Source organism: Cnuella takakiae (assembly GCF_001953305.1).
Classification (GTDB): Bacteria; Bacteroidota; Bacteroidia; order Chitinophagales; family Chitinophagaceae; genus Flavisolibacter; species Flavisolibacter takakiae.
In genome coordinates, this window is sequence record NZ_MTFE01000010.1 from 4,175,097 (window position 1) to 4,189,434 (window position 14,338).

The 14,338-nt window shown below is 52.7% G+C and carries 9 protein-coding genes and 1 pseudogene; 4 read left to right on the top strand and 6 right to left on the bottom strand.

All coding sequences use genetic code 11. The features are described from left to right. Window positions 1–51 precede the first annotated feature (51 nt). Together BUE76_RS17935 and BUE76_RS17940 are read right to left on the bottom strand one after the other, a co-directional pair. Complete coding sequence (locus tag BUE76_RS17935; RefSeq protein WP_073043390.1) at window positions 52–3,279, bottom strand: SusC/RagA family TonB-linked outer membrane protein; 3,228 nt, start codon at window positions 3,277–3,279, stop codon at window positions 52–54. Window positions 3,280–3,405: 126 nt separating this feature from the next. After that, window positions 3,406–4,617 (bottom strand): alkaline phosphatase family protein, encoded by a 1,212-nt coding sequence (locus BUE76_RS17940; RefSeq protein ID WP_245798356.1) that lies wholly within the window; start codon window positions 4,615–4,617, stop codon window positions 3,406–3,408. A gap of 233 nt (window positions 4,618–4,850) precedes the next feature. On the opposite strand from BUE76_RS17940, the gene BUE76_RS17945 reads away from it, so the two are divergent. Together BUE76_RS17945 and trxA are read left to right on the top strand one after the other, a co-directional pair. Then, the gene (locus tag BUE76_RS17945) at window positions 4,851–6,782 is read left to right on the top strand and encodes a PAS domain-containing sensor histidine kinase (RefSeq protein ID WP_073043391.1); all 1,932 of its coding nucleotides are present in this window, start codon (window positions 4,851–4,853) and stop codon (window positions 6,780–6,782) included. Window positions 6,783–6,906: 124 nt separating this feature from the next. Continuing rightward, on the top strand, window positions 6,907–7,278 hold the full coding sequence (trxA, locus tag BUE76_RS17950; RefSeq protein ID WP_073043393.1) for a thioredoxin: 372 nt from the start codon (window positions 6,907–6,909) through the stop codon (window positions 7,276–7,278). Between the two features lie 68 nt (window positions 7,279–7,346). Here trxA and BUE76_RS17955 read toward each other — a convergent pair whose 3' ends face one another. Both BUE76_RS17955 and glpK read right to left on the bottom strand, forming a co-directional pair. Continuing rightward, window positions 7,347–8,075 carry an MIP/aquaporin family protein gene (locus BUE76_RS17955; RefSeq protein ID WP_073043394.1) on the bottom strand — a complete coding sequence of 243 codons (729 nt, stop codon included), beginning with the start codon at window positions 8,073–8,075 and terminating at the stop codon, window positions 7,347–7,349. A 142-nt stretch (window positions 8,076–8,217) separates the two neighbouring features. Next, window positions 8,218–9,744: a glycerol kinase GlpK gene (glpK, locus tag BUE76_RS17960; RefSeq protein ID WP_073043396.1), complete on the bottom strand. Its 1,527-nt coding sequence runs from the start codon at window positions 9,742–9,744 to the stop codon at window positions 8,218–8,220. A 667-nt stretch (window positions 9,745–10,411) separates the two neighbouring features. Between glpK and BUE76_RS25475 the strand changes: the two are divergent. Beyond that, window positions 10,412–10,618: pseudogene (locus tag BUE76_RS25475) on the top strand (HepT-like ribonuclease domain-containing protein); the annotation flags it as partial. A gap of 102 nt (window positions 10,619–10,720) precedes the next feature. On the opposite strand, the gene BUE76_RS17970 reads toward BUE76_RS25475, so the two are convergent. Continuing rightward, complete coding sequence (locus BUE76_RS17970) at window positions 10,721–12,331, bottom strand: glycerol-3-phosphate dehydrogenase/oxidase (RefSeq protein WP_073043397.1); 1,611 nt, start codon at window positions 12,329–12,331, stop codon at window positions 10,721–10,723. Between the two features lie 111 nt (window positions 12,332–12,442). Next, a complete protein-coding gene (locus BUE76_RS17975; RefSeq protein ID WP_073043399.1) occupies window positions 12,443–13,921 on the bottom strand; it encodes a glycoside hydrolase family 43 protein in 1,479 nt (492 codons plus the stop codon). Between the two features lie 234 nt (window positions 13,922–14,155). Between BUE76_RS17975 and BUE76_RS24795 the strand changes: the two genes are divergently transcribed. Beyond that, on the top strand, window positions 14,156–14,338 hold a 183-nt coding region (locus tag BUE76_RS24795), incomplete at its 3' end, for a hypothetical protein (protein ID WP_216820681.1).

The window sequence follows — 14,338 nt, forward strand, 5'->3', positions numbered from 1 at the left end:
GCAGTTCTGGTTGCGACCGAACTGTTCGGGCCACTTTAAGTAGCCTGATCCTTAAAATACCAGGTTCAGGTTCATACCAAAACGGCGGGTGGTAGGGGTTTGCAGGGTGGTGTACGCAGCCGCGCCGGGGTACTGGTCGAGGTCCAAGTCCTTGGCCTTGCTGAAGTACAACAGGTTGCGACCTACCACCGATACACTACCCGACTTGAATACACGGCCGCCAAACACGGTTGCGGGCAGGTTATAGGTCAGGGTCACTTCGCGCAGCTTGGCAAAGGTCTTGCTGATCAGGCTGGCTTCGTAGGTACCGTAGTAGCGGCTGATCCAATCCTGCAGGAAGGTTGCCGTTGTATTGGGCGCATAACTCAGGTCTTTCAGGTTGGTAATGGCACCGGTAACGGGATCAAAGGCTAGCGGACCACTGGCAACCACGCCTTCACCTACCCAGGATTTATTACCCAGGTAATCCTGGTAGCGGGCCTCCCCCATCTTTCCCTGTACGGTTTCGATGTTGCGGCCACCGCGGAAACTCTGGCGCTCGATCTGGTTCACGATATTGCCACCCACACGGCCATCAAACTGGAAGGATAGGCCAAAGTTCTTCCACTGGAATTTGTTGTTTACACCCCACACCCAATCGGGGTTGCCGTAACCCAGAAACTGTCCCTTGGGCAATACGATGGGCCTGCCGCCGGCATCGTTGATCAGCTGACCATCGGCTGTGCGGGCAAAGGCACTGGCGTAAATGGCATCTACCCTATCGCCTACCTGGATGAAGCGGTCCCCCTGGTTGTCGCCAATAAAATAGCTCGAAGGCAGGGAGTTCACACCGGGGTAAATAGAGGTGAGTGTTTCCTTGTAGGTGCTCCAGTTTAGCAGCACATCCCAGTTGAGCGCATTGCGGTCGCGGGCACGCAGCACGTTACCGGTAAGCGATGCCTCCCAACCCTTGCGCTGGGTTTCGATACCGTTTACAATGGCATTGTTATACCCCGTGGTTTGCGACACCTGACGGTTGAAGATGCCGGGACCATCGTTGTACACAAAATAGGTAAGGTCAAGCCCCAGGCGGTTGCGCATAAAGCGCATATCGATACCGCCCTCGTAGTTGGTGCGGCTGAAAGGCTGGAGTTCTTTATTGTTGAGGGTATTGGTATAATAAGCCGCCGGGCTGTTGTTGTACACCAAAGGGGTGGTATAGGCCGGTGAGTTCTCGTAGGTTGGCCCTTCGTACGAAGTCACATAAGGCGTACCATAGCCAATGGGATAAGCTGCCGGTCCGCGGTTGGCAGCCGTCAAACCACCTTTTACGTTAGCCACCGACCCCTTTATTTTCAACATGCTGATAAAGGCGGGGAGCTTTACATAATCGGATACTACGCTGGACACCGATGCAGAAGGATAAAAGAAGCGGTTGTTGTTGGCGGGCAGCGTAGAGAGCTGGTCCTGGCGGCCAGTGAGCGAGAGGTTGATCCAGTTGCGGTAGCTGATATCCGCAAAAGCATAAAGGCTGTACACCCGCATGTCCGCGTCAAAGTTGTACACCTTCACGGGGTTGGCGCTGTTGCTGAAATTGTACACGTTGGGCACGTTCAGGTAGTCGGTGGTGGCAAAAGAAGAACGGTAGTTCCAGTTGCGGATATTGCCGCCAACCGATGCGCGGATGTCCAGGCCGGGCATCAGCTTGCCATTGTTGGTATAACTCAGCAGGGCCTCGGTATTGTTTTCGAAAAGAGCGCGTTTGTCTTCGCGGTAGTCGCCCCTGCCCTCTTCCCTGCCGTAAGGGTGTGCCGAGAAGGGCATCTTTTCGTTGCGGAACACATCAAAGGTGGTAACCGAAGTACGGGCCATCAGCTCCAGGTTGTTGCGCAGCTTATAAGTCAGGTTAGCATAACCATAGATATCGTTTTTATAATGCCCACGGGTCCACTCATAACTCATAAAATATGGGTTGTGGTAGCGTTGGTATTCGGCATAGATGCTTTGCACGCCATCCTTGCCGGGCTGCCAGTAGTTGCGCATATCGCGCACATCCCAGTCGGCGCCACCCCAGATGGTCATGTTGTAAATAATACTGTTGGGACCATACAACACATCGGGGAAGTTGTCGGTGTACTGGCGGTTGTAGTTGATATTGCTTTCAAACTTCAGCCGGTCGGTAAACCGGACGGTGTTGGCCAGGTTGAAAGAAGTGCTGTTCAGGTGGGTGTTGGGCACAATACCTTTCTGGTAAGTGTGCGAAACAGAAAAGCGGATATCACTGCGCTCGGTGCTGTTGCTCACGGCAATGTTGGTGGTGCTCAGCAATCCGGTTTGCAGGAAGCGCTTGAGGTTGTCCTTACCCCGTGCCATCCAGGGTGTAGCCTGCCGCACACCCGTTGCAGGGTCCACGGGGCTGTCGTACTGCGGGATCAGCTGGCCTTCAAACTTAGGCCCCCACACATCGTAGTCGCCGTCGTTCAATCCACCACCCCGGCCATCTACAAAAGAGTAGCGGCCGTGGTCGCCGGGGCCGTATTCATCCTGCACTTTGGGTATGGCCACAAAACCCCGCTCGGCCATCAGGCTGGTATTGAATTCTACGGTTGTGCCTTTGCGTGAGGATCCTTTCTTTGTATTGATGATGATGGCGCCGTTTTGCCCGCGGTAGCCATAAAGGGCTGCGGCACTGGGCCCTTTTAGGATGGAAAAAGATTCAATATCATCGGGCGAGATATTCCAGGTATCGGAAGTGATGGGCACACCATCCACTACAAACAGGGTTATGTTGGAACCACGTAGCAGCAGAGCGGGCGGACCCAGCAGTTCAGAGGAGATACCTACCGTAAGACCCGCCACTTTTCCCACCAAGCCATTCAACGGGTTGGGTTCGCGAGCCTTAACCAGTTCCGATCCTTTTACCTCCTGAACCGAATAGCCAAGGCGCTTGGTCTCTTTTTTAATCCCAAGGGCGGTTACTACTACATCGTTCAGTTGCTTTACCGCCTGGCTGACTTCCAGGTTCAGCACTTCGCCGGCTACCGGAAAGCTGTTGCCTTCATAACCAATAGAACTTACCAGTACCTGGTCGGAAGGTGCAGCATCAATGGTAAAAGATCCGTCGGCAGCGGTGGTGGTTACTTTACGGGTACCTTTCACCTGGATGGAAGCACCTGCAATGGGTTGTTTGGTTACTGCATCTACCAGTTTGCCTTTTACAGGGCCGTTCTGTGCCCACAAGGCAGCGGGTGCTGCAAGGGCCGCCAGCAACAGCAGCCGGTAGCAATTTTTACGCATCATAAAACAGGGTGTTATGTATGCGTCAAAACTATCCGGGCAGTGTTACGGCGATATTGCCGGATGGTTAGGGAAAGGTTATGTTAATGGAAACTAAATGTTATGGATCCTTTACTGGTAAAAATTCTCCTATTTTTTTCCGGGAAATAAAACACCGGCAGGCACCACCCAGCAGCCCACACTATTGTATTTGCCCGCAACAACCACTTTTCCATAGGGCTGCATTACCGGGACGGGCAAGGAAATTTTCTGTTTTGCAGCAGCAACTTTTGCCAGCAGCCGGTATTTGTCGGTGCCACCTTTCCGGTGTTCGTCAGCAGGCGCATACCATATTGCTACCACTTCTTCCGGGTTGATGGCTTGCCACCTTACCACCAGTGAGTCGCCTTCCCGTGCTGCACCAGGTTGTGCAACTGAAAGAGGCCCGGACAGGGCTATACCGTCCAACTCGTAGCTAACGGCCTTGGGCAAGCGCAGCTGCATGTGGCGGGCAAGGGTTGGATAGATGTCCACCACTGCGGGCAATCCTACCGTAGCAGTATTTGCCAGCTTTTTATTACTGACGATCCAGGTACTGCGTTCCCGGCTGCTTTGCCCGCCATGGTGTTTTCCTGTTGCACTGTCCCTGCCATGGTCGGTGGTGATTACCAGCATCCAGTCTTCCCCATACTTCTTTGCCCTTGCTGCAATTGCCGCATCCAGCAGGCCTATCTGCCGGTCGAGGTAAGTGATGGCCTGTTCCATCTGTGGGCTATCGCCCCAGCGGTGGCCCATGTCATCGGTATACTCGAGGTATACCCAGGAAAGGTCGGGCCCATGAGCAGCGATGGTAGCCGCTACATCGGCCACTACTTTTTCGTCTATCTGATGGATAAAGTTGCGTTCCTTATCGTGTGGGTACCGGATGGTGTCCAGTTCATACCCATCCGACACATAATCAAACTGCAGCCCTTTGGTTTGGGGCAGCCCCGCACCAGCCAGCTTAGTCCGGTTATCTGTCCAGGTAGAAAAAAGGGCAATGCTTTTTTGCGGGTATGCATCTTTGAATACCCGGAAGATGGTTGGATAGCTATAGTTGGGTGAGTCGATGTTATTGTCCCACACATTGTGCTTATGGGCCCAGGTACCCGTCAGCAGGCTGTTGTAGCCCACGGCAGAAATGGTGGGCGACTGCGTGTAACCATCCTTTTGGCCGCCCACATAGGCCCGGGTATAAGTACCCTGTGCTGCTATGCGCTTCAGCGTTGGCGCCGGGTGCCGCTCCAGCATATCGGCGGCAATACCATCGGCAATGATAAAAAGGGCTTTTGGCTTTTGCTGGGCCTGTAACAAAAAAGGCAAGCACAGCAAAAGCAATATCCTGCCAGCAAGGGAAATGTGGAACATAGCGGGAAAGGGCATTTCCAAAAATAACAAGTCCCCAAAGGCCACCAAGAGCGGGCGCATTTCTTTTTCATTAAGGTTTGGGATTGGTCGGCAAGGTCAATCCCATTTACAATATGATCCCGCCACCTAACAACCATCATTTTGAATAGCACAAACTTTGTTAGTTTAGCCCCATTTCCCAGCCATACATGAACATTTCCCAGATACCCGGCTCTGATCCACTGCCCAATACAACAGATATATTGCTGCAGGCTTTACAACAAGCAGCAGTGCCGGTTATATTTTTTTATGCCCACAATGCAATTTGCGGCTTTGCCAGCGATGGCTGGCGCCAAAAGATCTGTGCTGCGGCAAGGGAAGGCGCACCTGCCGAGGACTGCTTTCCGGTAGCGGCCCGGTCCTTACTCGCTACGCTTATGCAGGATGCACAGCGGCAAGGCCAAAGCCGCAGCCCCATGTTTGGCGGCACTGAAGCCGGCAAATACTGGCGGTTGGATTGCAACTTCCACGCACAACCTACCCATGCGGGGTTCCTGGTATGGGCAAGCGATTGCACAGAAGCGTTTCTGGAGCACACACAGGCGGGCATACTGCAGGAGAAGATGTCCCTCCTGGAACATGTGCTCCACAATATGGAAGAAGGCGTTTCCATAAGCGATGGCTCCGGTCATATTATTTATACCAATAAAGCCGAAGACCAGATGTTTGGGTACGAACCCGGCGGGTTGTACGGCCAACATGTTTCGGTACAAAATGCCTATGGCCAAGACGAGAATGCAGCCATCGTTGCACAGGTGATGGAGGTGATTCGCAGCCAGGGCTTCTGGTCGGGTGAATGGCACAACCGCCGAAAGGACAGAACTCCTTTTTATACCTACGCACATATTACAGCCTCCGGCGAGGGCGAAAATTTTCGGTTTATTTGCGTGCAGCGCGATATCACCCGGGAAAAAGAAACAATGGAAGCCCTGCAACAGGAAACCAAGCTGAAACAAACCATTACCGATAATGCCACGGCCACCCTGTTTATGATGAATGCCGAAGGCTATTGCACTTTTATGAACCCAGCAGGCGAGCAGATGTTTGGCTTTAGCCAGGAAGAGATCCGATCCAAGCCCCTGCACTACCTGGTACACCACCACCGCCCCGACGGTTCTTTTTACCCCATGCAGGAATGCCCCATCGACCGGGCCCTGCCCGAAAACTATGATGTGCGTGCACATGAAGACCTGTTCTTCCGCAAAGATGGCAGTACGTTGCGGGTAAGCTGCGCTGCCAGCCCCATTTTTGAAAATGGCGTACCCGTGTCAACGGTAATTGAAGTAAGGGATATTACCCGCGAAAAGGAAGCCCAGGAACGATTGCGCCGCAGCGCGGAAGAACTGGAGATAAAGGTGCGGGAACGTACTTCGGAACTGGAAGTGGCCAACGAACAACTCACGCAGTTTGCCTATGCCGCCTCACACGATTTGCAGGAGCCCTTGCGAAAGATCCACTTCTTTTCCGACCGGCTGAAGCAAACCCTGGGCGACCAGCTGCCACCGTCCGAACGGGCCATGTTCGATCGAATGGAAAATGCCACCCAGCGCATGCGCACCCTGATCGATGACCTGCTCAGCTACTCCCATACCAGCCTGGGCACAACGGCTTTTGAAACGGTGGACCTCAATGTGCTGCTGAATGAAGTACTGGAAGATATGGAAGCCACCATTGCCGAAACGGAAGCACGGATTGAAAAGGAGCCCCTACCGATAGTGCAGGGCAACGCGAGGCAATTGCGGCAACTGTTGCAAAACCTGCTGAGCAATGGCATCAAATACGCCAAACCCGAAAGCAGGCCCGAGCTGTGGATCAGTGCACGGGAACTGGGCGCAACCCAAAACGGCACCTACGAAATAAAAGTGCGTGACAACGGTATTGGCTTTGAGCAGGGCGATGCCGACCGCATCTTTCATGTGTTTCAACGGCTGCATGGCAGAAGCGAATATGCAGGCACGGGCATCGGGCTGGCCATTGTGCGCAAGGTGGCCGAGAACCACGGCGGCAACATCACCGCTCACAGTCAGCCCGGACTGGGCGCAACATTTACCCTCAGCCTGCCCCGGCAGCCCTTGGATTAGGCGCTTTTTGGGAAACAATAGCAAACCACCTGTAACAGGTGGTTTATTTTTTGCCGGTATCTTTTGGCACCATGGATAAATAATCCACCGGAACCTTTAAACAATCAACTTTTAATTCGGCATTATGGCAACCATTAATATCAGCGCCCAGGACTTTAAAGAGAAAATCTTCAACTACGAAACTTCGGAAGAGTGGCAGTACCTGGGACAGCGCCCTGCTATCATCGACTTTTACGCAGACTGGTGCGGTCCCTGCAAGGCCGTGGCACCGGTGCTGGAAGAACTGGCGGAACAATACCAGGGACAGGTGGATATTTATAAAATTGACACAGACAAAGAGCAGGAGCTTTCAGCCCTTTTTGGCATCCAGAGCATTCCTACTTTTCTTTTTATTCCCCTGCAGGGCAGCCCCATGTTGCAACGCGGTGCATTGCCCAAAAATGCTTTTCAACAGGTAATTGACCAGCGGCTGTTGCAGACTGAAGAAAAAGCTTAGTAGACGATGGACCATGGACGATGGGTTGTGGTCTATCTTCCATCGTCTATCGTCCATCAACCATCGTCCTAATTCAACATCAGGAACAGCAGGGCTGCCAGCACGGCACCGATCACGGGCCCTATCACAGGCACCCAGGCGTAGGCCCAGTTGGAGGAACCCTTACCCCGGATGGGCAAAACACTGTGTGCCAGCCGGGGACCCAAGTCGCGTACAGGGTTGATGGCATAACCCGTGGTACCGCCCAGCGAAAGACCTATGGACCATACCAAGAACGCAACCGGCAGGGCACCCAGCGACCCCAAACCGATGGGTGTTTTCTCCGGACCTAATTCGGCACTTGAAAAATAAAAAACCACGAACACCAGCACAAAAGTGCCGACGATTTCGCTCAGCAGGTTGAAAGTGCGGTGCCTGATGGCGGGTGCCGTACAAAAACAGGCCAGTTGCGTGTCGGGTTCGGTGGTATGGTTGAAGTGCTGGTAATAAACCCCGTACACCACCAGCGCACCGATGATGGAGCCCAGCAATTGCGCCACAACGTAAGCAGCCACACCGCTCCAGGCAAACTTGCCTGCAATGGCCAAACCAATGGTTACCGCCGGGTTGAGGTGCGCCCCGCTAAATGGCGTGGCGATTACCACCCCGGTAAAAACAGCCAGTGCCCACCCCGTGGTGATCACCATCCAGCCGCCGTTAAAACCTTTAGTGCCTTTCAAAATACAATTGGCAACCACGCCGTTGCCCAGGATAATGAGGATAGCGGTACCGATTAGTTCTGCTGTAAAAGGAGACATGATAATGTGCTGATGAGGTAATGTGCTGATGTGCTAAAATGCAAGGCAGGCGTACAATGCCTTTCTTGCAGGAATATGCAATTGCCTAAATGAGATGTGGGCTGGAGCAGGCCTGTTTTGCTGCTGCAACTAATAAACTGTTTTAGCGGATGTTTGCCGGTTCGGGCTGGGGCTCGGTTTCCGTCCAGGCAAGACAGGCTTTTACGGCCCTTTGCCAGCCCCGCTGCCAGGCATCACCATTTGAATGGAGTACCGGGTCAAAACTTCGCTCCTCCTGCCATAGCTGCTCCAGTTCCGTCCTGTTTTTCCAAAACCCAACCGCCAGGCCCGCAAGGAAAGCTGCACCCATGGCGGTGGTCTCCAGTATTTGCGGCCGCACCACTTTTGCGCCCAGCACATCGGCCTGGATTTGCATCAGCAGGTCGTCGGCAGTGGCACCACCATCTACCCGCAGTTCGCTGATGGCGGCACCGGCATCGGCTTCCATACAACGCAGCACATCACCGGTTTGAAAGGCGATGCTTTCCAGTGCCGCCCTGGCCAGGTGGCCTGCCGATGTGCCGCGGGTGATGCCCACCATGGTTCCCCGCGCATGGCCATTCCAGTGCGGCGCCCCCAGGCCGGCAAAAGCAGGCACCAGGTATACACCACCATTGTCGGGTACTTTGGCTGCCAGGGTTTCCACATCAGCAGCAGTGGCTATCAGTCCCAGGCCATCGCGCAGCCATTGCACCACGGCACCACCAATAAAGATGCTGCCTTCAAGGGCATAGTTCACTTCGGCACCAATTTGCCAGGCTACCGTCGTCACCAAGTTATTTTGAGAAGCAACAGGTTTTCCGCCTGTATTCATCAGCATAAAGCAACCGGTACCATAGGTGCTTTTCACCATGCCCACACGGGTGCATTGCTGTCCAAACAGCGCCGCCTGCTGGTCGCCGGCAATACCGGCAATAGGTATGCGGTGCGAAAGGATGCGGCCTGCGGTATGCCCGTACACTTCACTGGAAGACCGCACCTGGGGCAGTACGGAATAGGGAATATCAAACAACTGCAACAATTCTTCATCCCACTGGAGGGTATGGATATTGAACAGCAGGGTACGCGAGGCATTGGTTACATCCGTAACATGCACCTCGCCGCCGGTAAGATTCCATACCAGCCAGCTGTCTACAGTGCCAAATGCCAATTGTCCTTTTTCAGCCTTATCCCTGGCACCTGAAACATGATTCAGTATCCAGCGCAGCTTGGTAGCCGAAAAGTAAGCGTCAATCAACAAACCTGTTTTTTCCCGGATCAAGGGTTCCAGTCCCTGCAGGCGCAGCTCATCGCAGAAGGTTGCAGTGCGGCGGTCCTGCCATACAATGGCCGGGCAGATGGGCTGCCCCGAGGTACGATCCCAAACAATGGTGGTTTCGCGCTGGTTGGTAATGCCAATGGCAGCGATATCGTGCGGATGCAGGGAGGCCTGGAGGATGGCTTCAGCGGCAACAGCCGCCTGGGTGCTCCATATTTCCATGGCATCGTGCTCTACCCAGCCGGGCTGGGGATAGTACTGGGTAAACTCCCTTTGCGCTACTGAAATGATCTTACCGGCGCGGTCAAATACCAGGGCACGGGAAGAAGTGGTTCCCTGGTCGAGGGAAAGAATATAAGGTGGCAGGCTCATGGTCGTTAGATTGTGTGTTTAAGGTAAGCTTTAGCGGGTAAAATAAAACAAGGGGATATTTCTAAATTTCTATCCGTTCTACCCAAAGAACAATGATGAAAATAAAACAATAACACACTGGAATCCTACCTGACTCGACACCAATAATGTATAAATTGGTTTATTAACCTGGCATCACAAATGCAAGTTGACAAACTACCCAATCATTATTGCCTTCAAGCCTGCAAACAGTTTCAAACTTACAAAGAGCCATAACTTCACCCACAAGTAAATGCCCAGGCATCACAACCAAAGAAGACATACTCAGCAAGCTCAGGTTACTGAAATCTGAATTCCATAAGTAGGGGCACATAGCACTGGATTGTTTTGTTTTTACTGACGCAATTAACAGTCGGCCAACAGTGATATTGCTATGCGGATTGACTTTGAGCCGGAGCAAGAAAACTTTGACAATCACAAGGCGGCAAACGCCTGACTGGAACACCTTTTTGATAAAGAGAAAATTGAAATAGTTACCAGGAATGGTTTAAGGAAATACACCGGACTTAAAATTTTAAACAACGTGCTTTTTGTCTTAATAGCCAATTGAATTCCTAAAGCACATTTCTGATTAAGGTACATACTTGGCTTCTGTCAATAAAGGTTTAACAGCGGAGGCTTTTTTAAAAACAAAACCCTAAAGCGGCCAGTTGTAAAAAGTTTAAAAATTATTGGGGAGGCTACAAAGAAAGTACCAGCAATCTTCAAATCACAATGGCGTTCTATTGAATGGAAAGATATGGCTGGTATGCGCAACCGCCTTTCAAGATTATTTGGGCGTAAACTATTCGATTGTTTGGGATGTGTTAACCAGCAAAATCCCAGAACTACATAGCCAGATAAGGGTAATAATAGCAGGGCAGCAAAATTTGTTCTTTAGTAATGGCATAATACAATTGCTTGTAATTGCCTCATAAGGCTGCACTCCTACTTTACATTAAGTAACTACTTCGGTTGCACTTTCCTGTGGCAGATACCGGCCGGCCACCTGCTCAAACTGCTGCACCTGCAGCAACACCCATTCCTTATCTTTTCCCAATTCTGCTGCCATCAATTGAGCCACGCCAGGCGCCGCCGCAAGCGCCGCCCGCGCATCCAAAAACAGCAACCGAAGCCTGCGGGCCAGCACATCTTCCACGGTGCGGGCCATTTCGTTTTGAATGGCCCATACCACTTCCGCTTTCAAATAAGCATGTCCAGTCAAAAGCGGTTTGCCAAGCTCAGGGTATTGCTGCACCAGGGCTTCAATATGTGCGGCATCGCTGCCATACAATTGCAAGGCACCTGTAGGCGGTACCGCACCGGCACCATGTATGGGCAGCTCGCGGGTGCGGCAGGTACCTGGCGTTAAACCGGCCAGCACCTCTACTTGTGCCAGCACATCCTCCGCCATCTTGCGGTAGGTGGTCCACTTGCCGCCGGTAATGGTGATCAAACCAGAAGGTGCCACCAGCAGTTTGTGGTCGCGGGAAATTTCCTTTGTCGCCGCTTCGGCATGATGCGGAGCCGCCAGGGGACGCAGCCCTGCGAAAATGCTTTTGATATCGCTGCGCTGTGGTTTGCGGGCCAGGTAGCGCTGTACATTATCCAGCACAAATCCAATCTCCGCCTCCTGTGCCACAGGTTCCAGCGCATGCCGGTTGAGCGGGGTATCGGTAGTACCCACCAGCAGTTGTCCATGCCAGGGCAGGGCAAAGAGCACCCGGCCATCACTGGTTTGGGGTATCATCAAGGCTGTCTCACCAGGAAGAAAAGATCGGTCAAATACCAGGTGTATGCCCTGGCTGGGACGTACCAGCGGCGCACGTCCGGGTTCATCCAGTTGTAATACCTCGTCAACGAAAACGCCGGTAGCATTTACTACCGCTTTTGCATACAGTTCATAGCTAGTACCGGTTTCCAGGTCTGTGGCTATTACCCCGCTTATTTTCCTATCGCTTTTGAGCAGGCCCTGCACCTGCATGTAGTTGAGTACCGTGGCGCCTTCGCGTGCAGCAGTTTGTGCCAGGTTGAGGGCCAGCCTTGCATCATCAAACCGGCCATCGTAGTAGAGGATGCCACCGGTAAGCCCCTGGGTGCGCACACCGGGCAGCCTTTCGGTTACCTCGGCGGCAGTAAGCAGTTTGGAAGCGCCAAAACTCAGGCCCACCGACAGCCAGTCGTACAGCTTCAGGCCGGTCCAGTATTTCATCTGCTCAAAATAGTTGTAGCAGGGAATCACAAAGGATTGGCGGCGTACCAGGTGGGGCGCATTGCGCAAGAGATAACCCCTTTCCCGCAAGGCTTCAAATACCAGCTTGATATTGCCCTGTGCCAGGTAGCGCACCCCGCCATGCACCAGCTTGGTGCTGCGGCTGGACGTGCCTTTGGCAAAATCAGAGCCCTCCAGCAAAAGCGTCCGCAAACCGCGGCTGGCGGCATCTACGGCAACCCCCAACCCGGTAGCACCACCGCCAATAACAACAAGGTCCCACAGGGGCGTTTGCGCCAGTTGCGATAAACTATGCGAGCGGTTGAAAAAAGGTTTTTCGTTGGCAGGTAAGGGCATAACCGGGCTTTGATACAAATTACGCCAAAGGCGCTGATCCGTAAGTTAATTGGCCGTTAGGAAAATATAAAGGGTGCTGAAAAGCACCCTTTATATTCTTCGTCAAAACATTTATTGTGAATCCATCACAAAGCGGTCGAACACCGCCACGCTGCCTTCTCTGCCTCTTGATACCACCCCTACCCTCAAGGCCCGGTCCCATGGTGGCAGATAGGAGCCATCAATGGGTGTGGTATTTACAGGGGAATAGCTGCGACCATTGGTGCTGTATAAAAATTGAAAACGGTTGCCGCCCTGTGCTGCTACCCGCAGGTGCAATTTGCGGCCTGCCTTGTACGGCATACTTGCAATAACACTATCCCGTCCACTCCGCAATGCCGATACCACCAGGCTATCGCCGGTATAAAACAGGTTAAGGGTATTTTGCTCATCACCAATAACCGTAACACCGGCAGCGGCGTTCGTCTTACCCGGACGCACAAGGGCTGTTGCGGTATAGTCGCCGCTCAGTGTTTTTTGCCCGGCAAACAACCCTGATGCTGTTGGCAAAGCTTGCAGGTGCAGTTCGCCATTGGCTACGGCATAGCGGGGTTGTTGAAAAACATTCCACTCCCATGTTTTAGGCAGGCTGCCGCCCCGGAAGCGATCGGTGCGGGGTGCTATATCGCGTTGAACAGCGCCCGGTGCTTTTATAAATTCTACCCAGCCATCGGGTGTAAAACGAAACTCCTGCAACAGCCCTTCCCTGCCTGTAAATACCGTTGACTGAGCACTATAGCCATGATACAGGAAATAGTGCCTGCCGTTTTTTTCCACCGGCGTACCATGACCCGGGCAGCGCCACTGTTCGTTGTGTGTGAGAATTGGATTACCACTGTACTTTTCCCATGGACCAAGCAGGTCTTTGGCACGGGCCACACCGGTGGCATAGGTACATCCCGGGCCGCAGCAACCCGCTGCCGCATAAAAAGCATAATAGTAATCGCCATTTTGGATCATGCTCACCCCTTCCACCAGGTTGGCTTCCCAGGGCAGGGTATTGCGAAACAATTCGCGCTTCTCCCCCAGCATCGCAGTGCGTTCTTCGTTCATCTCCTGTATCCAGATGGGCGTAGGTTGGTTTACGCTGTTGGCGTCTTCCTTCCATATCAGGTATAGCTTACCTGCCTTGTCGCGCATGGGAAAAGCATCGATGGAACCAACAGCCTGGCAGATCAGGGGGCCATGGTCTTTGTAAGGACCCTCGGGCCGGTCGGCACTGGCAACGGAGAGACAAAGGTTACCGCCTTTTTTATGACCCGAGTAGTAGATGTACACCTTGCCCTTATCGTAGGTCACTTCGGGTGCCCAGAAATAGTAATCTGCCCACTCCGGCGGCCGGTCAAATACATGCCCCACCATTTGCCAGTCGGTAAGGTTCTTAGATTTCAACAGGGGGAAAATGGGCATCCAGTTGCTTGAAGTGGCCGAGGCCCAGTAGGTATCGCCGATCTTGACCACAGAAGGATCGGGGTGGTCGCCGGGAAGTACCAGTTGCTGGGCATGTGATAGCTGCCAACAGAACAGGCAGAAAAAAAATAGTTGCTTCATGTAAGATCTTTCGTTTCAACAATAAAAAAACAAGAACAGGCAATGGGGTGATTTCCGCAAATAGCGGGCCTTGAACGCTGTAGAGGGGCAGGTAATAGGTTTAATGCCATATCTGTTATTATCGCCAGTAAGGGTAATAGGCTAACACTGTCTTACCAAAAGCAAGAACTATCAGCTTAGCTTTTACAGGTGTATGCCCGAGTGATCAAGGCGATGCAGCAAACAGGATTTGTCATGCCGAACTTGTTTCGGAATCTCGAGCACCATCTTTCGTTTCCGATTGTGCCGGGGATGCCGACCTACGTCGGCATGACAGACCCGGGCAGTCGCCCGTTTTGCTTCGTACCTTACCAACCTTTTTCAATCACCAATCACCAATCACCAATCACCAATCACCAATCACCAATCACCAATCAC